The following is a 23,698-nucleotide window of genomic DNA, read 5'->3' on the forward strand; positions in this document are numbered from 1 at the left end:
GGCCGGCCCGCATGAGCCCGGCGGCTCGCCTTTGTCACCCGCGTACGACTGCTCGGCTGACCCTGGCGGATGTCCAGGCCACGATCTTCTCCAGCGGTCCGGAGCGACCGAGCAGGCCGAACACCATGCCGACCGGGACCAGCAGCAGCAGGTTGTAGCGCAACGGGTGCTCGATCGTCGGGCCGTACGTCGTGAAGACGATGTGCACCGCATAGAGCGTCAAGGTCATCGCGCCCGCACCGAAGAGCACCGACCACAGCCGGAACCCGGTGCGTACGACCAGCAGGCACAGCCCGATCACAAGCAGCGCCGAGCCGATGGAGCCGACCGCCTCGCCGATAGTGCCGCTGTGCGGGTGGATGCCGAGCAGGGTCCGCCAGTCGCCGTACATCGATTGCGAGATCTGCTCGGACGCCTCCTTGAGCTTGTCCTTGGGGATCGCGCCCTGGGCGTCGTACTTCATCAAGCTGCCCGCCACCTTGTCGCCTTGGTCCAGCGCGGTGTCGTACGCCGCTTGAGCGAACCGGGCGCAATAGAGGGAGAGTCCCGTCATCGCGGCGCCAACACCAGTCAGCCAGGCGGCTGGGCGCCACGAGCGCAGGTCGCAGCGGCCGACTCCCGCGCCGATCAACATGTAGCCGAACCACACCAGCGCTGGATAGGTGCCGGTCAAGAAGATGCTGTAGACCGCGCTGACGGGGTAGTCCCAGACGCTTTGGAAGGTGAGGTTGGAGCCCGCCGCGACGTCGGCGGTCTGGCTGAAGCCCAACTGAGCCCGATTGGCCAAGAAGAAGAGGACGGGCCCGATCACCAGCCAGGCGCCGCCAAGTGCGAAGAGCGTACGAGCGCGCCAGCGCAGGAACGGGATCAGCAGCAAGAAGAGTGTCGCGTAGACCGGCAAGATGATCAGGATGCCGGTGTTGGCCATCGCCAGCGCCAGGCCGATCACGAAGACGAGCACCGCGCGCACGGCCAGGCCGACGTATCGACTCGTGGCGTCCTTTAGTGGCTTCGTGCCACCGGTCATCAGGGCCAGGGAGACGCCGGCCAGCGTCGCGAAGAGGACCGACGGGCGCCCGGTCGTCAGTTCGCCCCACCACAGATAGTCGCCATTGGGGGCGTACGGCGTCGCGGTGTGCGCGAAGACCATGCCGATCAGGGCGAAGAAGCGGGCGACGTCGATCGCCACGATGCGACCGGCTGGGAGGTTGTCGAGCCAGCGGCGACGGATGCCGTACGAGTGAGTGCTCGCGGGTTCGACGAGGAGTGCGGTGGTCATGGCCTGAAGCCTCGGGCCGCTGCATGTCAGGACTGTGTCAACCGGTTCGCGAACCGGTCACAGGCGCTTTGCTCGAAAACTTCGCGATCTGTTTGCACTCGACCATGGCGAGTGCTAAACATGACGCTGGCAGTCTCGACCTGAGAGTGCCAATCCGACACCGGCGTCAGTCGAGGTCGACCCCCTGCCGGGAAGGGACCGTCAGGACCAGGGTCGATCGTCCGTCGCGGGCGACCCGCTGGCTGTCGTACACCAAAGACCAGAAGGAATCGCTCACAACATGGCGAAGCTGATTGCTTTCAACGAGGAAGCCCGCCGCGGGCTCGAAAAGGGCATGAACACCCTGGCCGACGCGGTCAAGGTGACCCTCGGACCCAAGGGCCGCAACGTCGTCCTGGAGAAGAAGTGGGGCGCCCCCACCATCACCAACGACGGTGTCTCGATCGCCAAGGAGATCGAGCTCGAGGACCCGTACGAGAAGATCGGTGCCGAGCTCGTCAAGGAGGTCGCCAAGAAGACCGACGACGTTGCTGGTGACGGTACGACCACCGCGACCGTGCTCGCCCAGGCGATGGTCCGCGAGGGCCTGCGCAACGTGGCCGCCGGCGCCAACCCGATGAGCCTCAAGCGGGGCATCGAGGCTGCCGTCGACGCGGTCTCCGAGCAGCTTCTCGGCATGGCCAAGGACGTCGAGACCAAGGAGCAGATCGCCGCGACCGCGTCGATCTCCGCCGCGGACACCACCGTCGGCGAGATCATCGCCGAGGCGATGGACAAGGTCGGCAAGGAAGGCGTCATCACGGTCGAGGAGTCGAACACGTTCGGCCTCGACCTGGAGTTGACCGAGGGCATGCGGTTCGACAAGGGCTACATCTCGGCCTACTTCGTGACCGACCCCGAGCGCATGGAGACCGTGCTCGAGGACCCGTACGTCCTGATCGCCAACTCCAAGATCAGCTCGGTCAAGGACCTGTTGCCGCTGCTGGAGAAGGTCATGCAGTCGGGCAAGCCGCTGGTGATCATCGCCGAGGACGTCGACGGCGAGGCGCTGTCGACCCTGGTGGTCAACAAGATCCGTGGCACCTTCAAGTCGGTCGCCGTCAAGGCTCCCGGCTTCGGTGACCGTCGCAAGGCCATGCTGCAGGACATCGCGATCCTCACCGGTGGTCAGGTCATCTCCGAGGAGGTCGGCCTCAAGCTGGAGAACGCCGGTGTCGAGTTGCTCGGCCAGGCCCGCAAGGTCGTCATCACCAAGGACGAGACGACCATCGTCGAGGGCTCGGGCGACGCCGACCAGATCGCTGGTCGCGTCAACCAGATCCGCGCCGAGATCGACAAGTCGGACTCCGACTATGACCGCGAGAAGCTCCAGGAGCGCCTCGCCAAGCTGGCCGGCGGCGTCGCCGTCATCAAGGTCGGCGCGGCCACCGAGGTTGAGCTCAAGGAGCGCAAGCACCGCATCGAGGACGCCGTACGCAACGCCAAGGCTGCGGTCGAGGAGGGCATCGTCGCCGGTGGTGGCGTGGCTCTGCTGCAGGCCGCCGCGACCGCGTTCGACAAGCTCGACCTTGAGGGTGACGAGGCCACTGGTGCCGAGATCGTCCGCAAGGCGACCGAGGCGCCGCTCAAGCAGATCGCGGCCAACGCCGGTCTCGAGGGTGGCGTCATCGCGGAGAAGGTGCGCGGTCTGGAGTCGGGCTTCGGCCTGAACGCCGCGACCGGCGAGTACGTCGACATGATCGCCGCTGGCATCCTCGACCCCGCCAAGGTGACCCGCTCGGCACTGCAGAACGCCGCGTCGATCGCCGCGCTGTTCCTCACCACCGAGGCCGTTGTCGCCGACAAGCCCGAGAAGGCCCCGGCCATGCCGGGCGGCGGCGACATGGGCGGCATGGGTGGGATGGACTTCTGAGCCAGAACGAGGAGGGAGCCCCGGCGTAGCCGGGTGCGACCGACGAGTGGCGGTGAAGAAGTCCAATATCGATGGATTTCTGAGCCAGAACGAGGAGGGAGCCCCGGCGTAGCCGGGTGCGACCGACGAGTGGCGGTGAAGAAGTCCAATATGGATGGATTTCTGAGCCAGAGCGAGGAGGGAGCCCCGGCGTAGCCGGGTGCGACCGACGAGTGGCGGTGAAGAAGTCCGGTTCAAGACAGCAGGTTGAGGAGCGTCGGCTCGCCCGAGCGAAGCGAGGGGGAGCGACGCGTCTCGAAACCGAGTCGTCCGTCGCACAGAGTCACTCGAGGCCCCGGCTTCCCGTACGGGAGGCCGGGGTTTCGGCCATTTCGGGCAAGGGTGAGAGTGCAGCTGCTGCCCGGTGAGAGTTCGAGCGTACGCGTGAACTCGCGCCGCTTGGAGCGTTCAAACCGGTGGAGTTCGAGCGTACGCGTGAACTCGCACAGCAGGGGTGGTGAGGCGCGCGAGCTCAGTCGTCGTACTCCGGGTGCGGACCCAGGCCCGTACGGCGTCGCACCAGGTCGACGACTTCGAGTGCGGCCTCCCGCGCCGCGGGGGTTGGGTCGCCCGTGGCCAGTGAGGCATCGGGTCGGTCGACAGTCACTCGCAGTCGCTCGCCGCTGCGCCGCGCGCGTACGCCTGGCTTGTCGGTCTCATAGCTGATCTGTACGTCCAGTAGTCGGATCCCCGACTGCCGCCACCAGTCCTGACCAGCAGGACCGGCGAACCGCTCCATCTCGTGGTTGAAGGCGTGGTGGAACCGCGTGATTTGCTCGCTCTGGATGGGTCCTCCGCCGACGAAACGCAGCTCCGAGGGCAGCTCCGGAGCCGCTGCGCCTCGACCCTGGATCTCGACGCGAAACGCGGGTAGCGACTCGTCGCCGGCGGGGATTGGGCGCACGGTCAGATAGTCCTCGACGGTGCTGCTCCAAGCCTGGCGTTCGTACGACAGCCGCACCAGGCCACCTCGCACCGCCCGCACGAAGTCATAGGGCACGAAAGACACCTCGTGCTTGTCGGACCATCGCAGAGACTTCGCTGCCCTTGCGAAGCCCTGGCTCGTGCAGAACGCCAGGGCCTCTCCCGACGTGGCGACGACTGTGTCGTCGTCGCGGCGAGTCACCACGAGGCGGGCCCGGCCATAGCCGTCCGGCGGGAGTCGAAACTCTGCGTGCGCGGTGTGCTTGCGGTCCGGCGATGATTTGGGTGGTGAGCTCCACCGGTATTCGAAGGCGTTGTCCACCACGTGCTGGCGACACGCTTCGAGCACCGTGGGATCCCAACCGCGTGCGAGCGCAAGGCGACTCACCAGACCATGCACCACATCGAGCAGCATCTCGGCCCGCGTGGGGATCGAGCGATCGACGAATCCCGTGGGCAGGTGCGCGTGGGCCATCTCGAACCCCTCGGGGCGATCCAATTGCACCTGGGCGAGCACCCGGTCGAGATCTGGTCCGTGGCGGGTGAACAACCGCAGTTCAGTGACCCGGTTGGCCAGTTCGAGTTTGCCCAGGGCTTCGGTATACAACTCCGCAATCGAGCGGCAGCCGCGAATGGCGACATCACACACATGGTCATCGCCCGTGATCCGATCGGCGTACCCGGTTGCGGGATAGGGATGGATGAGCGACAGCGTGGCCATGATCGACCATTGTGGCCGACGCGTGAGCCACACTCGTCAGGTGACAGCTCTCCTGCCTGCATCGGACGCCGGGCCAGCGCGATGGTTGCTGCGCAGCGAGAAGCCCCGCGAGTGCCGATTCCGCACCGGACGATGTTGCTGTTCACCGGCCCCGTCTCGGTGCTGCGTGATGCCGCTGAACTCGCGTGGCATGGCACCGCGGATGGCTCCATGCCGCCCCATCTGGCCTGGCCGGAGGATAAGGCGTGGAGCATGGCGTGCGAGGTCGATGAGGAGGTCGAGTTCAGCGTGGGGTGCTCGGCAGCGGCTGCGAAGGCGTTGGCCGAGGCGATGCCCGATCAGGTGCGCCAGGTGGCGTACGGAGAAAACGCTGCGATGTATCGCGACGGCTAGCGCATCCATATGCGGACGAGCGCCGGAAGGGCTACGGTCCGAATATGGAGAAGGTGGCGATCGTCGGGGCCGGCATGGTCGGCCTGTCAACAGCGTGGTTCCTCCAGGAACACGGGGTCCAGGTCACGGTGCTGGATCGTACGGGCGTCGCGGCGGGCTCCTCGTGGGGCAACGCCGGCTGGTTGACGCCGGGACTGGCAACGCCGCTGCCCGAGCCTGCGGTGTTGAAGTACGGCGTACGCGCGGTCATCTCGCCGAAGTCGCCGGTCTATGTCCCCGTCACGGCTGATCGTCGGCTGCTTCAGTTCCTGGTGAAGTTCGCTAAGAACTCCACGATGGCCCAATGGCGTGTCGCGATGAAGGCGCTAGTGCCGATCAACGGCCTGGCGCTGGAGTCGTTTGACGTCTTGCATGACGGCGGCGTGAAGGCGCCGACGTACGACGCCCACTCCTTCATCGCCGCCTATCACTCACCCGAGGAGCGCAAGGTGCTGCTCGAAGAGATCGAGCACATCCGCGCGAGCGGTCAGGAGTTGGAGTACGACGTCCTCGACGGCAACCAGGCGCGCGCGATCGAGCCCTCGCTCTCGCCCGCGATCGGGGCGGCGCTGCGGCTGCACGGCCAGCGCTACATCACCCCGAGTGAGTACGTCGCCTCGCTCGCCGAGGCGGTGGGGGAGCGCGGCGCCCGGATCGTCAGCGGCGTCCAGGTCAGCTCGATCAAGGATCGTGGCCGCAGTGTCAGCGTCGCGGGCGAGGACTACGACGCGGTCGTGATCGCGAGCGGTGCTTGGCTGAGCAAGCTCGCGCGGCCGTTCGGTGTGAAGACGCCGGTGCAGGCCGGGCGCGGCTACAGCTTCACGATCCCGATCGAGCAGGTGCCGACGGGTCCGGTTTATTTCCCGGCGCAACGCGTGGCGTGTACGCCCGTCGGTGACCGGCTCCGCGTCGCCGGGATGATGGAGTTCCGCCCCGCGGACGCGGGGCTCGACACGCGTCGGATCGAGGCGATCGTCGATGCCGCCCGGCCGCTGCTGCGAGGTGCGGAACTCGGCTCCCGACGTGACGAGTGGGTTGGCGCGCGTCCGTGTACGCCTGACGGGCTGCCGCTGATCGGCCCGACCAAGTCGAGCAACGTCTTTGTCGCGGGCGGTCACGGCATGTGGGGCATCACGCTAGGTCCCGCGACGGGCAGGTTGCTCGCCGAGCGGATGATCACGGGCACGCTGCCGGAGCCGTTGCGGCCGTTCGACCCGCTGCGCTGAGCGTGTTCGGCGTGCTCGCCCGACCCGGCCCGCTAGCCAGTCCAGCCCGGACGTTGTGACCGGATCGACACCTCCAGCAGGGGGATTTAGTCACTCTGACAGTTCCTGCCTACTACAATCAGTAGTAACGCAACGACGACGTTGCAAAAACAGGGACAAGAGGGATCGTCATGTCAGTGCAGGACATCGAATCGCCCTCCACCCCGAGTCCGCGCACCGCGATGAAGGGGCTCTCCCTCGCCGCGCTCACGGCCCTGGTGGTCGGCTCCATGATCGGCAGCGGAATCTTCGCGCTGCCCTCGCAGATGGCCGGGAGTGCCGCCCCCGGTCCGTTGTTGATCGGCTGGCTGATCACCGGCGTCGGCATGCTGATGCTGGCGTTCGTATTCCAGACCCTGGCGGTCCGCAAACCCGAGGTCGACGGCGGCGTCTACGGGTACGCCCGCGCGGGCTTCGGCAACTACATCGGCTTCAGTTCGGCCTGGGGTTACTGGGTCTCCGCCTGGGTCGGCAACGTGTCGTACCTCGTGCTCGTGATGGCCACCCTCGGCGTGTGGTTCCCCACCTTCGAGGGCGGCAACACCGTGCCCGCGATCATCGGCGCCTCGGTGATCCTCTGGGCGATCCACGTGCTCACGTTGCGCGGCATCCAAGGTGCGGCCGTTATCAATGCCATCGTCACAGTCGCCAAGGTCGTGCCGATCCTGACCTTCGTCGCGATCGCCGCAGTCGGTTTCAAGGCTGGCATCTTCACCGCTGACGTCTGGGGCGGCCAGGCCGACCTCGGCAGCACTCTGACCCAGGTCAAGTCGATGATGCTGGTGACCGTCTGGGTCTTCATCGGCATCGAGGGTGCGGCCGTCTACTCCCAGCGCGCCAAGTCGCGTACGGACGTCGGCAAGGCCACCGTGCTCGGATTCGTCGGCGTGCTGGCGCTGCTGATGGCGGTCAACCTGTTGTCGTACGGCCTGATGGCTCAAGCCAAGATCGCCGGTCTCGCGGACCCGTCGATGGCGCAACTGATGAAGCACCAGGTCGGCGCCTGGGGCGCGACCTTCATCTCGATCGGCGTGCTGGTCTCCGTGCTCGGCGCGCTGCTGAGTTGGGTGCTGCTCTGCGTCGAGATCCTGCGCCTGCCCGCTCACGAAGGCGTGATGCCCAAGTTCTTGGCCAAAGAGAACGCCCACGGCGCCCCTGTCAACGCGCTCTGGGTGACGAACGCCTGCGTCCAAGCGATGTTGTTGTGGACGCTGGTCAACGCGTCGACGTACAACAACCTGGTCTACCTTGCGACCTCGCTGATCCTGCTGCCCTACCTGTGGTCGGCGCTGTATCAAGTCAAGCTCGCCGCGACCGGCGAGACGTACGAAGGGCAGAGCAGCGCCCGCGACCTGCTGATCGGTGGCGTCGCTCTCGTGTACGCCGTGTGGCTGGTCTACGCGGGCGGCTGGCAGTACGTCCTGGTCGCTGCGCTGTTCTACCTGATCGGTACCGCCGCCTATGTATGGGCGCGCAAGGAGAGCAAGCAGACCGTCTTCACTCCGGTCGAAGTCGGCGCCGTGAGCGTCGTCGCCATCACTTCGGTGATCGCCGTGATCGGCATCGCCGCTGGCTGGCTCAGCGTGATCTGAGTCAGCACCCACCCTGATCGAACCGCTTACCAGCAAAGAGAGAAGGAACCTCAGATGACCACCCCCATCACCCCCGGTGTCTGGTCCGAGGCAGGAAGACTGCGAACCGTGCTGGTGGCGAGCCCCGGGCTCGCGCACCAGCGACTCACCCCGGAGACGTCGGACAAGTTGCTCTTCGACGACGTGATCTGGGTCCAGCAGGCCAAGCGCGACCACTTCGACTTCACCGCCAAGTTGCGAGAGCGCGGCATCGAGGTCTTGGAGTTGCACGAGTCGTTGACCCAGGTGTTGGAAGACGAGGCCGGTCGTGCCTGGTTGCTCGATCGCAAGATCATCCCCGATCTCGTCGGCGACGGCTTGGCGGGCGAGATCCGCGGCTGGCTCGATGAACTCCCTGCGCTGCACCTTGCGGAGTTCCTCGTGGGCGGCATCTCCTACCAGGACGTGCCCAAGTCGGTCGGCGGCTCGTTGCTGGCCACGCTGCGCGACCTCGAACCAGCTGGGTTCGTCGTACGCCCGCTGCCCAATACGCTCTTCATGCGTGACAACAGCGCGTGGATCTTCGGAGGGGTCGCGCTCAACCCGATGTACATGCCCGCGCGACGCCAGGAGACTCTGCTGACGACCGCGATCTACAAATTCCACCCGACGTTCGCGGGCGCGAAGTTCCCCGTCTGGTTCGGTGACCTCGACCCCGGCCTGGTGCCGGAGGATCATGGCCTGGCCACCCTGGAAGGCGGCGACATCATGCCGCTGGGCAAGGGCATCGTGTTGATCGGGATGAGCCAACGCACCTCGCAGCAGGCGATCACGCAGTTGGCCAGCAACCTCTTCGATGCGGGCGCCGCGGAGCGGGTCATCGTGGCCGCGCTGCCACGGATCAGGTCGGCGATGCACCTCGACACGGTCTTCACCTTCTGCGACCGCGACGTCGTGACGGCGTACGCCCCGGTCACGCACGGCATCAAGCCCTTCAGCATCCGACCCGACGGCGACGGTGGGTTGGACGTACGCGCCGACAAGGGCGGACTGGTCGACACCCTCAGCGAGGCACTCGGCGTGAAGTTCCGTGAGGTCAACACCGGCGGCGACCTCTACGGCATCGAACGCGAGCAGTGGGACGACGGCAACAACGTCGTCGCCCTAGAGCCGGGCGTGGTGGTCGGCTACGACCGCAACACCCAGACCAACACCGCGCTGCGTAAGGCGGGCGTCGAGGTCATCACGATCGACGCCTCCGAGCTCGGCCGCGGACGTGGCGGCGGGCGTTGCATGACCTGCCCCGTCGTCCGCGACTCCCTCGACTACTGACCACACACTCTCTTTCGTAAGGACACGACCATGCCTTTCAACAACCACAACCGCAGCCTGCTCAGCCTGGTGCACCACTCCGAGCGCGACCTGCGCTATCTGCTCGAACTCTCCCGCGACCTCAAGCGTGCGAAATACTCCGGCAACTCCCGGCGTACGCTCGAAGGCAAGAACATCGCGCTGATCTTCGAGAAGACCTCGACCCGCACGCGCTGCGCCTTCGAGGTCGCGGCGTACGACGAGGGCGCGCACGTCACCTATATCGACCCGACGTCGTCGCAGATCGGGCACAAGGAGTCGATGAAGGACACCGCTCGGGTGCTGGGGCGGATGTATGACGCCATCGAATACCGCGGATCGGCGCAGGAGAACGTCGAGACGCTGGCGGAGTTTGCCGGGGTCCCGGTCTTCAACGGCCTGACCGACGAGTTCCACCCCACCCAGATGCTCGCGGACGTGCTCACCATGACCGAGCACTCCGACAAGGCGATCCACCAGATCTCGTACGCCTTCGTCGGCGACGGGCGCAACAACGTGGCCAACTCGCTGCTGCTGGTCGGCGCGAAGCTCGGGATGGACGTACGCATCGGGGCACCCAAGCACCTGTGGCCGACCGAGGAGCACGTCGAGTTGTGCCGAGGCTTCGCCAAGGAGTCCGGGGCGCGGATCACGATCACCGACGACCCGCTCGAAGCGGTCAAGGGTGTCGACTTCATCCACACCGACGTCTGGGTGTCGATGGGCGAGCCGATCGAGAGCTGGGGCGAGCGGATCGACGAGTTGATGGCCTTCCGGGTGACGCCCGAGTTGATGGCTGCCAGTGGCAATCCCCGCGTGCGGTTCATGCACTGCCTGCCGGCGTTCCACAACTCCGAGACCAAGGTCGGGGCCCAGATCGCGGCGCAGTACCCCCAGCTGAGCAACGGCATCGAGGTGACCGAGGAGGTCTTCGAGTCCCCGGCCAACATTGCCTTCGAGCAGGCCGAGAACCGGATGCACACGATCAAGGCGGTCCTCGTGGCCGCGCTGGGCTGAGTCGCCATGAGGATCGTGATCGCCCTAGGTGGCAACGCGTTGCTGCGACGCGGTCAACCCATGACCGCCGGCAACCAGCGTGACAACATCCGGGTCGCGTGTGAGCGGATCGCCACCGTCGCACCGGGCAACGAGCTCGTGGTCGCGCACGGCAACGGGCCGCAGGTAGGTCTCCTGGCGCTGCAGGCGGCGGCGTACGTCGATGTCGAGCCCTATCCGCTCGACGTCCTCGGCGCCCAGACCGAGGCGATGATCGGCTATGTCATCGAGCAGGAGCTGGGCAACCTGCTTCCGACGGAGCAGCCACTCGCGACCTTGTTGACGCAGGTCGAGGTCAGCCGCGATGACCCGGCGTTTCTGACGCCGACGAAGCCGATTGGCCCGGTCTATGACGAGGAGACCGCGCGGGCCTTGGCGGTGTCGAAGGGCTGGACGATCGCGCCTGACGGGGACGGGTTCCGTCGGGTCGTGGCCAGCCCGCAGCCCAAACGGATCTTCGAGATCAAGCCGATCCGGCAATTGCTGGATCTCGGCACCATCGTGATCTGCGCGGGTGGCGGCGGCATCCCGACCATGTACGACGAGCAGCAACGGCTGCATGGCGTCGAAGCGGTGATCGACAAGGATCTCGCGTCGGCGTTGCTGGCCGAGGAACTGGAGGCCGACCTCTTGGTGATCGCGACCGACGTCGACGGGGTCTATCTCGACTGGGGCACCCCAACGCAACGACGCCTGGGTGCCGTGACGCCTGCCGAGATCGTGGATCTCGACCTGCCGGCGGGCTCGATGGGTCCCAAGGTGCAGGCGGCGGTGCGCTTCGTCGAACACACCGGTGGCCGGGCCGCGATCGGTTCGCTGGCCGATATCGACCAGATCGTGGCGGGCACGGCGGGAACTCAGGTCACCCGCGCCTGATAACGACGCAACGCCTCGGTGCGCTCCGAGGCATGATCGACGATGGGGTCGGGATAGCCCGGAGCGCCGCCGTACTTCCATGGCTCGTGGGCGGTCTTGCCGGGCAGGTCCGCCAACTCGGGCACCCACCGGCGTACGTAAGCGCCGTGGGGGTCGAACTTCAGTCCCTGCGTCACCGGGTTGAAGACGCGGAAGTACGGCGAGGCGTCGGTGCCCGTCCCCGCGACCCACTGCCAGCCGTGGTTGTTCGACGCCAGGTCGCCGTCGAGCAGCAGATCGAGGAAGTGCCGGGCGCCATGGGGCCACCACACGTGCAGGTCCTTGGTCAGGAATGACGCGGTGATCATCCGAACCCGGTTGTGCATCCAGCCGGTCTTGGCCAACTGACGCATGCCTGCGTCGACGATCGGGAATCCGGTCTCTCCTCGTTGCCAGGCCTCGAACTCCGGCCCGGGCTCGTCGTACGCGACGCCGAGGCGGTTGAGGTCTGCCCAGGCCGAGTCGGGGTTGTTCCACAACACGTCGGCATAGAACTCCCGCCAGGCCAACTCCAACCGGAAGCGATGTGCGGCCTCGTCTTCGCGGTCGCGCAGATCGTGCAGCAGGGTGGTCGGGTGCACGACGCCTAGCCGGAGATAGGGGGACATGAAAGACGTGCCGTCGGCTCCGGGGAGGTCGCGCGCGGTGTCGTACGCCTTCAGCCCTTCGTCGAGGAAGGTGCGCCACCGCGCGTGTGCTGCCTCCTCGCCTGCCGGTGGGAGGTCGATCGGGCACTCGGCGATGGCTCGGTCGACCTCGTGCCAGGCCGCCTCTTCCGATAGTCCAGTGCGAAATGGTCGTGGTTGGGGCGGAATGTCGACCATTTCGCACTGGACTACCTCGGCGGCCGACTCGAGCCAGGGCCGGGAGAAGGGCGTGAACACCTTGAACGCGGTGTCCGACTTGGTCGTCAGCGTGCCGGGGTCCACGGCGTACGCCGACCCGGTCACGACGGGCTCGACGCCGCCGTCGCGCAGCGAGGTGGCCACGGCGCGGTCGCGTCGCACCGCGTACGGCGTGAACTCGCGCGCGACGTGAACGCGAGAGGCATTGAGTGACGTCGCGACGTGCGCGACTTCGACGGCCGGGTCGCCCAGGCGCAGGATCAGCGGGGCCTCGAGTGCGCGCAACGACGCGCCGAGCCAGGCCCGCCGGATCGGCCCGACGCACGCCCACAAGACCGGGTCGATCACGAAAAGCAGCGCGGGGGAGTCGCCGGCCGCCGCGAGCGCTGCGTTGTCGCGCAGCCGAAGGTCACGGCGCAGCCAGACGAGATCGGTCACGGCGATGAGCCTAGACAGGCGGCGGAGGTTTCGAGACGCGCCTGCGGCGCTCCTCAACCACCGGGCGAGACGCGCCTGCGGCGCTCCTCAACCACCGGGGGAGACAGAGGGGCCGGCCGTCCGAAGACGACCGGCCCCTTGGTTTCGAGACGCGCCTGCGGCGCTCCTCAACCACCGGCGAGACGCGCCTGCGGCGCTCCTCAACCACCGGGGGAGACGCGCCTGCGGCGCTTCTCAACCACCGGGGGAGACAGAGGGGCCGGCCGTCCGAAGACGACCGGCCCCTTGGTTTCGAGACGCGCCTGCGGCGCTCCTCAACCACCGGCGAGACGCGCCTTCGGCGCTCCTCAACCACCGGATGCTCAGCTGGGCTTGGGTGCACCCTTGCGCGCGTAGCGCCACCAGGTGAGGGCCACGCACATGACCGCCCAGGCGATACCGATCGCATAGAAGGTGGTCGGGCCGAGCGTGGTCACACCGACGCCGAAGAAGAACGGTCCGAAGGCCGCGATGGCCGCCGTCCACCCGATCACGCCACCGGCCTGCCGCTTCTCGAAGATCATCGGCATCTGCTTGAACGTCGAAGCGTTGCCGATGCCGGCGAACAGGAAGATCGCGAGCATGCCCCAGAGGAACTGGTTGAAGCCTGCGTGCAAGGTGTCGGCCGAGGTGGTGTCGGGGGTCAGCGCCGGGATCGTGTACGCGATCGAGCCGATCAGGCCGACGCCGGAGATCAGCGTCCAGATAGCACCGCCCATCCGGTCGGTCAGCGGCGAGAACAACACGCGCGCACCGGCGCCGACCAGCGGGCCGAGGAAGACGAACTTCACCACGTCCGGCACGGCGTACCCGTCGATCAATACCGTCGCGTCCGCGCCGGAACCCGACACGATGTCAGCGTTGCCGATGCCATAGAGGTTGGCCATCAGCAGACCGAACTGCGCGGCGAGACCGGAGAAGGTGCCGAAGGTCATGATGTAGAGCAGCGTCATCAGCCAGGTGTCGACGTTGCCGAAGATGTCGAACTGCTGCTTGATGTTGGCCTTGATCGGCACCGACTTCAGCATCGTCCAGGCCATCGCGGCGCCGATCACCATCAGCGGGATCCAGATGAACGCCGCGTTCTGGAAGAAGACCTCACTGGACGGCTTGCCCGGCATCGACAGCATCTGGCTGCCACCGAAGATCGCCAGGCCGGAGAACGCGATCAGGTACGGCGTGAGCAACTGCACCAGCGAGACGCCGAAGTTGCCCAGGCCCGCCTGCAGACCCAGGGCCGTGCCCTGCTTGGACTTGGGGAAGAAGTACGACGTGCTCGGCATGAAGCCCGAGAACGCGCCACCACCGACACCGGCGAGGAACGCCAGCACCATCAGTTCCCAGTAGGGAGCGGTCGGCTGCTGGACGCGTACGCCCCACCCGAGCGTGGAGAAGATCAGCAGCAGCGTGGTCAGCGCCACCATCTTGCGGGTGCCCATGATCGGCGGCAGCACCATCCACACCAGCCGGAAGAGACCGGCCGAGAGGCCGGGCATGGCTGCCATCCAATAGAGCTGCGTCGTGGTGAACGAGTAGCCCAGTGGGTTCAGCTTGGGGATGATCGCGCTAGGCAGGAACCACGCGACGAAGGCCAGGGTCAGGCAGAACGTGGTGACCCACAGGGTCTTCCACGCCAGCTTGGAGTCCCAGGTCTCCTCGTTCTCGGGGTCCCAGCTCTCCAACCATTCGCTGGAGCGTGCCGCTTGGGTACTCATGCCATTGTCTCCTCAGGGGCATCGGTCGGGTTCTCGATGTGTCGAGCCAATTCGGGTGACTGCTCGTGAAGCATCCGTACGACAGTCCAGTGCATCCACACCGCGCAGACAACAGTGAGGACGAAAAGCACGAAGAACGTGCTCGACGGGAAGCCGGACCAGGCCTTGGTGTAGGCGAACAGCGGCGGCAGGAAGAAGCCGCCCAGACCGCCCAGCATGCCGACCAGGCCCCCGACCGCGCCGACGTTGTCGGGGAAGTACTCGGGGATGTGCTTGAAGACCGCCGCCTTGCCCACACCCATCGCGCAACCGAGCAGGAAGACCAGGAACGCGAAGGGCGCCAGGGCGATGGAGTACGCCAGGTGTTCGCTCTGCGCGCCGTCGGGCTGCGAGATCACGATGTGACCGTTGGGCATCATCAAGATGCCGCTGATCACGATCATCGCGCCGAAGGTCCAATACATCACCCTTCGGGCGCCGAAGCGGTCGCTGAGCGAACCGCCCAGGGGCCGCAGCAGCGACGCCGGGAAGATGTAGGTCGCGGTCAGGTAGGCCGCACTTTGCAGGCTGACCCCGAAGTTGTCCATGTAGTAGAGCGGCAGCCAGGCCGACAAGGCGACGTACGCTCCGAAGACCGCAACGTAGTAGAGGCTGAACCGCCACACTCGGACATTCTTCAGTGGTGCGAGTTGCGCGGAGAGTGGCTGCGACTTGCCAGGTGCCTGGTCTTGGCTCGGTGTGAGGAACCACGTGGCCAGCGCCATCACGACGAGCAGGACCGCGTACACCACGGGGATGAAGCGCCAGCCACCCGGGAACACGCCGAAGTAGGTGACTCCGACCGTGGTGCCCGCGATGATCGGGGGGCCGATGAACTTGGTGACCGAGGCGCCGACGTTGCCCGCGCCGAAGAGCCCGAGCGCGAAGCCCTGGCGCTCGCGCGGCTGCCAGGCCGAGTTCCACGCGATGCCGGCCGAGAACGCGTTGCCGGCGAAGCCGACGAAGAAGGCCAGCACGAGCAACATCTCGTAGGACTGCGCCTTGGAGACCAGGTACGCCGGGACGGCCGAGGCGGCCAGCAGGAAGGTCATCACCTTGCGACCGCCGATGCGGTCGGTGATCATCCCGGCGGGCAGACGCCACATCGAACCGTTGAGCACGGCCAGTGCGATGATCCACGAGAGTTGCACCTCGGAGAGGTCGAACTCCTTGCTGATCGGCTTGCCGAGAATGCCGAACATCAGCCAGACAGCGAACATCAGCGTGAAGCTGATCGTGGAGAGCCAGAGGACTCGGTTGGCTCCCGTTTTAGAGGGAGCGGTTTCCGTTAAAGTCACAGAAGAACGCTATACCCGCAGGCCCAGCGGCGTGCAAACCGACACGTTGTGGCATTGTTAACACGGAACAGATTCCTCTAAACTTAGGGGGCCGCGGCAGGATGCCCGGCGAGGAGGTGTGCCAGAGTGGGAGCCGTGTCAGTCGGAGCGTCGTTCGGATCGAGTGCCTTTGCGGTGCCCGATGAGGGTGCCGCGCTGCTGGTGTCACCCGTACGCCGGGCGATCGTCGACGCGATCGCCAATCACCTCTCCGAGTCCGGCGAGCCCCAGGGGCTGACCGCCGCACAATTGGCGGAGATGCTCGACCTGCACGTCACCACCGTGCGTTTCCACCTCGACCAACTGGTCGCGCACGGCCTCCTCGACGCAGAGTTCGTACGCGGCGCTGTGGGCCGCCCCAGCAAGCACTACGCGCTCGCGGCCGGCTCGCTGCAGCAGGACCCGACCGAGGCCGGGCTGAAGGTGCTGACCGAGTTGCTCGCCGAGTCGTTCGGCACTGACATCACCCCCGCGGACGCGGGCGCCAACTGGGCGCGCCGCAACATCCCCGCCGACACCTCACCGCCTGCTGACACTGCGGGCGCCTGGCTGACCAAGGTCGGCCGGATGATCGACGTGCTGCGCGATTGGGGCTACACCCCCGACCTGACCACCTCCGAGGGCGGCCGCAACTGTCGCGTCGACCTGGTCCGGTGCCCGTTCCTCGAACTCGCCAAGACCAACCCAGCCGTCGTCTGCGGCATCCACCGTGGCCTGATCGCAGGAGCGATGCACCAGTTCGGTGAGACCGCTACCGAGGTGTCGCTCGAGCCCTTCGTCGGCCCCGAGCTGTGCCAGGCCCATGTCCGCACCCGCACCCCGTTCCGCCTGCGTTCCGTGTCCCCCGAAGCACCTACCAGTGAGGAGTCGTCGTGACCGACCTCGAGAGCCCCATCCAGAAGGCACTGATCGGAGGGCGCCGGTTCTTCACCAAGGTGCAGGTGTCCGAAGACGATCGCGCCGTCTTCAAGAAGGGCGGACGCGAGGGCGACTCCTTCTATCGCGACCGCTGGGCCCATGACAAGGTCGTCCGCTCCACCCACGGCGTCAACTGCACCGGCTCGTGCTCGTGGAAGGTCTATGTCAAGGACGGGATCATCACCTGGGAGGCTCAGCAGACGGACTATCCCTCCGCGGGCGCCGACCGGCCGGAGTACGAGCCTCGCGGCTGCCCGCGAGGTGCGGCGTTCAGTTGGTACACCTACTCGCCGACCCGGGTGCGTTATCCGTACGTCCGCGGGGTGCTGCTGGACATGTATCGCGCGGCCAAGCAGCGCTTCGGTGACCCCGTCGTGGCCTGGGGCTCGATCGTGCAGGACGAGGAGCAGTCGCGGGCGTACAAGAAGGCGCGCGGCAAGGGTGGCCTGGTTCGCGCGACCTGGGAGGAGGTCGCCGAGATCGTCGCGGCGGCCCACGTCTACACCGTCAAGCGCTGGGGTCCCGACCGGATCGCGGGATTCTCGCCGATCCCGGCGATGTCGCCGGTGTCGTACGCCTCGGGTGCGCGCTTCTTGGAACTCGTCGGCGCGCCGATGCTGTCGTTCTACGACTGGTACGCCGACCTGCCCAACGCCTCGCCGCAGGTGTTCGGCGACCAGACCGACGTGCCCGAGTCGGGCGACTGGTGGGACGCGGGCTACCTGATCATGTGGGGCTCGAACGTCCCGATGACGCGTACGCCCGACGCGCACTGGATGACGGAGGCGCGTTATCGCGGCCAGAAGGTGCTCGCGGTCGCGCCCGACTATGCCGAGAACGTGAAGTTCGCCGACGAGTGGCTCACCGTTGCTCCCGGCACTGACGGGGCGCTGGCGATGGCGTTGGCGCACGTGATCCTCAAGGAGTACTTCGTCGACTCCAAGGTCGACTTCTTCGAGGGCTACAACAAGCAGTTCACCGACCTGCCTCACCTGGTGACGCTGGAGCTGTACCAAGGCACCGTCTATCGCCCCGGCAAGTTCCTGGTCGCCGGCGATATCGACCACCCCGAGGGTGGCTCGGAGAACCAGATGTGGAAGCCGGCCGTCATCGACGTCAACACCGGTGAGGTGCGCATCCCGAAGGGCTCGATCGGGCACCGCTACGGCGATGAGGGCCTGGGGCAGTGGAACCTCGATCTCGGCGACATCGACCCGGCGTTGACGATGCTCGACGGCGTCCGCGAGGCGGTCGAGGTCGAGTTGCCGCGCTTCGACCTCGACGGCGACAAGGTGTCGTACGAGCGCCGCGGCGTCCCGGTCGCGCGCGTCGGCGACAAGCTCGTCACCACGGTCTTCGACCTGATGCTGGCCCAATACGGCGTACGCCGCGAGGGCCTGCCCGGCGAGTGGCCCGAGTCGTACGAAGACCCGCGCGTGCCGGCCACTCCGGCCTGGCAGGAGCACCACACCGGTGTCCCCGCGGCCCAGGTCACCCGCCTGGCTCGGGAGTGGGCGCAGAACGCGATCGATACCGAGGGTCGCGGCATGATCCTGCTCGGAGCGGGCGTGAACCACTGGTTCCACTCCGACCAGATCTATCGCGCGATCTTGGTGCTCACCACGATCACGGGCACGCAGGGCCGCAACGGCGGCGGCTGGGCGCACTATGTGGGCCAGGAGAAGATCCGGCCGATCATGGGCTTCCAGCACATGGCGTTCGCGCTCGACTGGCACCGCCCGCCGCGGCACATGAACCAGACGGCGTACTGGTATGTGAACACCAGCCAATACCGCTATGACACCTTCGACGCCGACGACCTCGACGCGGGCACCGGAGTGTTCAAGGACAAGACGGTGATGGACCTGCTCGCCCAATCCGTACGCCTGGGCTGGTCGCCGTCCTATCCCACCTTCGACCGCAGTTCGCTGCAGCTGGCCGACGACGCAGCCGAGGCTGGCATGGAAGTGCCTGCCTATGTCGCCCAGTCGCTGAAGGAGGGCTCGCTCAAGTTCGCGGTCGAGGACCCCGAGGCCGAAGAGAACCACCCGCGGGTGCTGTCGCTGTGGCGCTCCAACCTGCTCGGGTCCAGCGCGAAGGGCAACGAGTACTTCCTGCGGCACCTGCTGGGCACCGACAGCGCTGCGACCGCGGTCGAGGCCAGCGAGGACCAGCGTCCACGGACCGTACGTTGGGCCGACGAGGCGCCCGAGGGCAAGCTCGACCTGCTCACCACGATCGACTTCCGGATGACCAGTTCGACGATTCTCAGCGACGTCGTGCTCCCGGCCGCGACGTGGTACGAGAAGCACGACCTCTCGACCACCGACATGCACCCGTTCGTGCACTCCTTCAACCCCGCGATCGCGCCGCCGTGGCAGACCAAGTCCGACTGGGACGCGTGGAAGGTGATCGCCAAGCGCTTCTCGGAGTTGGCCGAGGATCACCTCGGCACCCGCAAGGACGTGGTCGCCAAGCCGCTGTGGCACGACACCCCCGAGGCGATGGCGACCGAGCACGGGGTCGTGCGCGATTGGCGTCTTGGCGAGTGTGACCCGGTGCCCGGCAAGACGATGCCGGTGATCGCCGTGGCCGAGCGCGACTACACCCAGATCTACAACAAGATGATCTCCATCGGCCCGCTGATGGAGAAGGCCGGCATGCTGACCAAGGGGGTCGCGTACGACGTCAAGCGTGAGATCGACATCCTGCGCAACCGCAACGGCGTCGCCCGCGGTGGCGCTGGGGATGGTCAGCCGCTCGTCGAGACCGACATCCAGATGGCCGATGCGATCCTGCACCTGGCGGGCGTCTCCAACGGCCACCTGGCCACCCAGGGCTTCAAGTTCCTGGAGAAGCGCACCGGCACCCAGATGCACGACCTCTCGGCCGAGCACGAGGGCAAGCAGATCACCTTCGCCGACACCCAGATCCAGCCGGTGCCCGTGATCACGTCGCCGGAGTGGTCCGGCTCGGAGTCCGGCGGGCGGCGCTATTCGCCGTTCACCATCAACATCGAGCGGCTCAAGCCCTTCCACACCCTCACGGGCCGCCAGCAGTTCTACGTCGATCACGACTGGTTCCTCGGCATGGGAGAGGGGTTGCCGGTCTATCGACCACCGTTGAACATGTCGGCCCTGTTCGGGGAGGCCCCGATCGGCGAACAGAACGAGCTCGGTGTCTCGGTGCGCTATCTGACTCCGCACAACAAGTGGTCGATCCACTCCGAATATCAGGACAACCTCTTCATGTTGTCGCTGTCTCGCGGTGGCCAGTCGGTCTGGATGAGCGATCGGGACGCCGAGAAGGTCGGGATCAAGGACAACGACTGGATCGAGATGGTCAACCGCAACGGTGTGGTCGCGGCGCGCGCGATCGTGAGTCACCGGATGCCCGAGGGCACGGTCTACATGCACCACGCCCAAGACCGGTTGATCGACGTCCCCCTGACTGAGCGTGACCGCAAGCGTGGTGGCATCCACAACTCGCTGACGCGCATCCTGCTCAAGCCGAGCCACATCGTGGGTGGCTACGCCCAGTTGGCGTACTTCTTCAACTACATCGGCCCGATCGGCAACAACCGTGACGAAGTCACGATGATCCGGCGCCGGACCAACCAGAAGGTGGAGTACTGATGACTGTCCTTGGTTTCGAGACGCTCGCTGGCGCTCGCTCCTCAACCAGCGGACGGGAGATCTGACATGCGCGTGATGGCACAGATGGCCATGGTGATGAACCTGGACAAGTGCATCGGGTGTCACACCTGCTCGGTCACCTGCAAGCAGGCGTGGACCAACCGGGCCGGCACCGAGTACGTCTGGTTCAACAACGTGGAGACACGGCCTGGCCTGGGTTACCCGCGTACGTACGAGGACCAGGAGCAGTGGGAGGGCGGCTGGGTCCGCAAGTCCAACGGCCGGATCGCGTTGCGGGCCGGTGGCCGGATCAAGAAGCTGCTGAACATCTTCTCCAACCCCAAGCTGCCGTCGATCCAGGACTATTACGAGCCCTGGACCTACGACTACGAGACGCTGACGTCGTCGCCGCAGACCGAGAACTTCCCGGTCGCCAAGCCCAAGAGCCTGCTCACCGGCAAGGACATGAACGTCGAGTGGTCGGCCAACTGGGACGACGACCTGGGTGGCTCCAAGGAGCACGCCGCGCGCGACGTGATGCTCAAGGGCATCGAGGACAAGGTCAAGTTCGAGTTCGAGCAGACCTTCATGTTCTACCTGCCGCGCATCTGCGAGCACTGCCTGAACCCGTCGTGCGCGGCGTCGTGCCCCAGCGGTGCGATCTACAAGCGCGAGGAGGACGGCATCGTCCTGGTCGACCAGGACCGCTGCCGCGGCTGGCGGATGTGCGTGTCGGGGTGCCCGTACAAGAAGGTCTACTTCAACCACAAGACCGGCAAGGCCGAGAAGTGCACCTTCTGTTATCCGCGCATCGAGGTCGGCATCCCGACCGTGTGCTCGGAGACCTGCGTCGGGCGACTGCGCTACATCGGCTTGATGTTGTACGACGCGGACAAGGTGCTCGAGGCCGCGGCGGTGGAGAACGAACACGACCTGTACGAGGCCCAGCGTTCGGTCTTCCTCGACCCGCGTGACCCGGCGGTGGCGCGCGAGGCCGAGAAGGCCGGCATCCCCGGTGACTGGATCGAGGCGGCCAAGAAGTCGCCCGTACTCAAGCTCATCACCGACTACAAGGTGGCGCTGCCGCTGCACCCGGAATACCGCACCATGCCGATGGTCTGGTACATCCCGCCCCTGTCACCGGTGGTCGACGTGATCAAGGAGACCGGCCACGACGCCGAGGACCGCGGCAACCTGTTCGCCGCGATCGAGGCGCTCCGGATCCCCGTCGAATACCTCGCCAACCTGTTCACTGCCGGTGATGTGGAGCCGGTGAACAACGTGCTGCGCAAGCTGGCGGCGATGCGGTCGTACATGCGCGACATCAACCTCGGCCGCGACGGCGACCCCTCGATCCCGGAGGCGGTCGGCATGACCGAGGAGTCGATGTACGAGATGTTCCGGCTGCTCGCGATCGCGAAGTACGCCGAGCGGTACGTCATCCCGCCCGCGCACGCCGAGCAGGCGCACGCGTTGGAGGAGTTGGCCACCGACTGCCCCGTCTCGTCGTACGACGACAACGAGCAGTACTTCGGCGAGGGCTCCGGCGCGCTGACCCCGGTCGCGGTCGAGAACTTCGAGATGCTGCGTCGGCGCCAGACGGCCGACTCGGTCGCCGCTCCGCCCGACAAGTCCTCGCGGGTCAACCTGCTCAACTGGGACGGCCGCGGCACGCCGGAGGGCCTGTTCCCGCCCAAGGCGGACGTTCCGGACGACGCTTCGGTGATCGAGGACCCGACCCAGCCTCCCGCGGGCGGCCAGTCGTGAGATGGCGGCGCAGCGAGCGCGAACGAGCGTCTCGAAACCACAAGATCGGCGTCGAGGAACGCCGCCGGATCTGGGCGGCCTGCTCTGCGTTGCTCGATTACCCCAGCGACGAACTGGTCGAGAATCTCGACGAGGTCGCTGGCCTGGTGCCCGCGGGGTCCGACCTCGAGGCCCTCGTCGAGCACTACCGCCGTACGCCTCTGCGTGACCTGCAACGCGACTATGTCGAGACCTTCGACCACACCCGCAAGTGCGCGCTCTATCTCACCTACTTCGCCTACGGCGACACCCGTCGTCGCGGTGTCGCGCTGGTGGAGTTCAAGCAGGCCTACCGCAAGGCGGGAGTGGAGTGGGACGAGGCCGAGGGCGAACTTCCCGACCATCTGTGCGCCGTACTCCAGTTCGGCGCCACCCTCGACGCCGACGGTGCCTGGAAGCTGCTCAACGACCATCGCGCGGGCATCGAGATGTTGCGCCTGGCGTTGACCTCGTGGCGCAACGACGACCGTACGACCGGCTCACCCTGGGCGCACGCGCTGATCGCGTTGTGTGCCACGTTGCCCGAACTCCAAGGCGACCAGGCCGATGCCGTACGCCGCCTCGTCGAGCAAGGCCCGCCTGGTGAGCAGGTCGGCCTCGACGGCTATGGCGGCCCGACCGCCCCCGATCCTGCCCTCGCAATGTTCAATCCACCGGTGGTGGAGGTGGCCGCGCAGCGGCCGTCTCGAAACCACCCCGAGTTCATCGGGATGCCGTCATGAGCACCTTCCTCTGGGTCATCGTGCCCTACCTGTGCCTGGCGACCTTCGTGGTCGGCCACATCTGGCGCTACCGCTACGACAAGTTCGGCTGGACCACCCGTTCGTCGCAGTTGTACGAGGACCGGCTGCTGCGGCTGGGCTCGCCGCTGTTCCACTTCGGCATGATGGGAGTCGTCGGCGGCCACGTCATCGGGCTGCTCGTCCCGAAGTCTTGGACCGACGGGCTAGGGATCTCCGACCACACCTACCACCTCGCGGCGGTCATCGGTGGCCTCGCCGCCGGCGCCGCAGCGATGATCGGCATGTTCATCTTGATCTACCGGCGGCGTACGGTCGGCCCGGTCTTCTCGGCCACGACGCCGATGGACAAGGTGATGTACGTGTTCCTCGGCCTGGTGATCCTGCTGGGCATGTGGAACACGATCCTGGGTGCCACGGGCGTGGAGGAGTACAACTACCGTACGGGCGTCTCGGAGTGGTACCGCTCGTTCCTGGCCTTCCAGCCGATGCCGGAGAAGATGGCAGGTGGCCCCGGGATCCCCGTCGCGCCGATCGGGTTCAAGTTGCACGCGCTGGTGGCCTTCGGCCTCTTCGCGCTCTGGCCCTTCACCCGGTTGGTGCACGTGTTCTCCGCGCCGGTGGGCTATCTGACGCGGCCCTACATCGTCTATCGCTCGCGTGACGACTCGGCGTACGGCAGCACGGCGGGTCGACGTGGCTGGGACAAGGTCGGCTCGTAG

At 66.5% G+C, this 23,698-nt stretch carries 17 protein-coding genes; 12 read left to right on the forward strand and 5 right to left on the reverse strand.

Features of this window, described 5'->3' with window-relative positions; all coding sequences use genetic code 11:
- Positions 1–34: 34 nt before the first annotated feature.
- Positions 35–1,279, reverse strand: coding sequence for a heparan-alpha-glucosaminide N-acetyltransferase domain-containing protein (locus V9G04_13890; GenBank protein ID MEI2714344.1), 1,245 nt, complete (start codon positions 1,277–1,279; stop codon positions 35–37).
- A 280-nt stretch (positions 1,280–1,559) separates the two neighbouring features.
- Between V9G04_13890 and groL the strand changes: the two genes are divergently transcribed.
- Positions 1,560–3,191, forward strand: coding sequence for a chaperonin GroEL (gene groL, locus V9G04_13895; GenBank protein MEI2714345.1), 1,632 nt, complete (start codon positions 1,560–1,562; stop codon positions 3,189–3,191).
- A gap of 511 nt (positions 3,192–3,702) precedes the next feature.
- Here the strand turns inward: groL and V9G04_13900 are convergent.
- Positions 3,703–4,875 (reverse strand): hypothetical protein, encoded by a 1,173-nt coding sequence (locus V9G04_13900; protein MEI2714346.1) that lies wholly within the window; start codon positions 4,873–4,875, stop codon positions 3,703–3,705.
- A gap of 111 nt (positions 4,876–4,986) precedes the next feature.
- Here V9G04_13900 and V9G04_13905 point away from each other — a divergent pair, with 111 nt between their 5' ends.
- From V9G04_13905 to arcC, 6 genes are all read left to right on the forward strand, one after another.
- Positions 4,987–5,268 carry a hypothetical protein gene (locus tag V9G04_13905; GenBank protein ID MEI2714347.1) on the forward strand — a complete coding sequence of 94 codons (282 nt, stop codon included), beginning with the start codon at positions 4,987–4,989 and terminating at the stop codon, positions 5,266–5,268.
- A gap of 44 nt (positions 5,269–5,312) precedes the next feature.
- Positions 5,313–6,533, forward strand: a complete 1,221-nt coding sequence (locus V9G04_13910) for an FAD-dependent oxidoreductase (protein MEI2714348.1) — start codon at positions 5,313–5,315, stop codon at positions 6,531–6,533.
- 170 nt (positions 6,534–6,703) lie between these two features.
- A complete protein-coding gene (gene arcD / locus V9G04_13915; protein MEI2714349.1) occupies positions 6,704–8,164 on the forward strand; it encodes an arginine-ornithine antiporter in 1,461 nt (486 codons plus the stop codon).
- Positions 8,165–8,218: 54 nt separating this feature from the next.
- Entirely contained in the window at positions 8,219–9,475 is a 1,257-nt protein-coding gene (locus V9G04_13920; protein MEI2714350.1) for an arginine deiminase, read from the forward strand.
- A gap of 30 nt (positions 9,476–9,505) precedes the next feature.
- Positions 9,506–10,510, forward strand: coding sequence for an ornithine carbamoyltransferase (locus V9G04_13925; GenBank protein MEI2714351.1), 1,005 nt, complete (start codon positions 9,506–9,508; stop codon positions 10,508–10,510).
- Between the two features lie 6 nt (positions 10,511–10,516).
- Positions 10,517–11,425: a carbamate kinase gene (arcC, locus tag V9G04_13930; GenBank protein ID MEI2714352.1), complete on the forward strand. Its 909-nt coding sequence runs from the start codon at positions 10,517–10,519 to the stop codon at positions 11,423–11,425.
- Here the strand turns inward: arcC and V9G04_13935 are convergent.
- The 3 genes from V9G04_13935 to V9G04_13945 form a co-directional block, all read right to left on the reverse strand.
- Positions 11,407–12,747, reverse strand: a complete 1,341-nt coding sequence (locus tag V9G04_13935; protein MEI2714353.1) for a deoxyribodipyrimidine photo-lyase — start codon at positions 12,745–12,747, stop codon at positions 11,407–11,409. The two genes, arcC and V9G04_13935, sit on opposite strands and share 19 nt — an antisense overlap.
- Positions 12,748–13,109: 362 nt before the next feature.
- The gene (locus V9G04_13940) at positions 13,110–14,501 is read right to left on the reverse strand and encodes an MFS transporter (protein ID MEI2714354.1); all 1,392 of its coding nucleotides are present in this window, start codon (positions 14,499–14,501) and stop codon (positions 13,110–13,112) included.
- A complete protein-coding gene (locus V9G04_13945; protein MEI2714355.1) occupies positions 14,498–15,838 on the reverse strand; it encodes a nitrate/nitrite transporter in 1,341 nt (446 codons plus the stop codon). The genes V9G04_13940 and V9G04_13945 overlap by 4 nt, the downstream gene beginning before the upstream one ends.
- 135 nt (positions 15,839–15,973) lie before the next feature.
- Here V9G04_13945 and V9G04_13950 point away from each other — a divergent pair, with 135 nt between their 5' ends.
- The 5 genes from V9G04_13950 (at position 15,974) to narI (ending at position 23,698) form a co-directional block, all read left to right on the forward strand.
- Complete coding sequence (locus V9G04_13950; protein MEI2714356.1) at positions 15,974–16,753, forward strand: helix-turn-helix domain-containing protein; 780 nt, start codon at positions 15,974–15,976, stop codon at positions 16,751–16,753.
- A gap of 29 nt (positions 16,754–16,782) precedes the next feature.
- Positions 16,783–20,430, forward strand: coding sequence for a nitrate reductase subunit alpha (locus V9G04_13955; protein MEI2714357.1), 3,648 nt, complete (start codon positions 16,783–16,785; stop codon positions 20,428–20,430).
- A gap of 66 nt (positions 20,431–20,496) precedes the next feature.
- Entirely contained in the window at positions 20,497–22,197 is a 1,701-nt protein-coding gene (gene narH / locus V9G04_13960) for a nitrate reductase subunit beta (GenBank protein MEI2714358.1), read from the forward strand.
- The gene (narJ, locus tag V9G04_13965; protein ID MEI2714359.1) at positions 22,194–22,958 is read left to right on the forward strand and encodes a nitrate reductase molybdenum cofactor assembly chaperone; all 765 of its coding nucleotides are present in this window, start codon (positions 22,194–22,196) and stop codon (positions 22,956–22,958) included. The genes narH and narJ overlap by 4 nt, the downstream gene beginning before the upstream one ends.
- Positions 22,955–23,698, forward strand: a complete 744-nt coding sequence (narI, locus tag V9G04_13970; protein ID MEI2714360.1) for a respiratory nitrate reductase subunit gamma — start codon at positions 22,955–22,957, stop codon at positions 23,696–23,698. Before narJ ends, narI begins: the two co-directional genes overlap by 4 nt.

It is taken from the genome of Nocardioides sp., from assembly GCA_037045645.1.
Lineage (GTDB): Bacteria > Actinomycetota > Actinomycetes > Propionibacteriales > Nocardioidaceae > Nocardioides.

Excerpts from the sequence above, each read along its gene's own strand:
- V9G04_13890 (MEI2714344.1), bottom strand. The coding sequence starts at position 1,279 with ATGACCACCGCACTCCTCGTCGAACCCGCGAGCACTCACTCGTACGGC.
- groL (MEI2714345.1), top strand. The coding sequence starts at position 1,560 with ATGGCGAAGCTGATTGCTTTCAACGAGGAAGCCCGCCGCGGGCTCGAA.
- V9G04_13900 (MEI2714346.1), bottom strand. The coding sequence starts at position 4,875 with ATGGCCACGCTGTCGCTCATCCATCCCTATCCCGCAACCGGGTACGCC.
- V9G04_13910 (MEI2714348.1), top strand. The coding sequence starts at position 5,313 with ATGGAGAAGGTGGCGATCGTCGGGGCCGGCATGGTCGGCCTGTCAACA.
- arcD (MEI2714349.1), top strand. The coding sequence starts at position 6,704 with ATGTCAGTGCAGGACATCGAATCGCCCTCCACCCCGAGTCCGCGCACC.
- V9G04_13920 (MEI2714350.1), top strand. The coding sequence starts at position 8,219 with ATGACCACCCCCATCACCCCCGGTGTCTGGTCCGAGGCAGGAAGACTG.
- V9G04_13925 (MEI2714351.1), top strand. The coding sequence starts at position 9,506 with ATGCCTTTCAACAACCACAACCGCAGCCTGCTCAGCCTGGTGCACCAC.
- arcC (MEI2714352.1), top strand. The coding sequence starts at position 10,517 with ATGAGGATCGTGATCGCCCTAGGTGGCAACGCGTTGCTGCGACGCGGT.
- V9G04_13940 (MEI2714354.1), bottom strand. The coding sequence starts at position 14,501 with ATGAGTACCCAAGCGGCACGCTCCAGCGAATGGTTGGAGAGCTGGGAC.
- narH (MEI2714358.1), top strand. The coding sequence starts at position 20,497 with ATGCGCGTGATGGCACAGATGGCCATGGTGATGAACCTGGACAAGTGC.
- narI (MEI2714360.1), top strand. The coding sequence starts at position 22,955 with ATGAGCACCTTCCTCTGGGTCATCGTGCCCTACCTGTGCCTGGCGACC.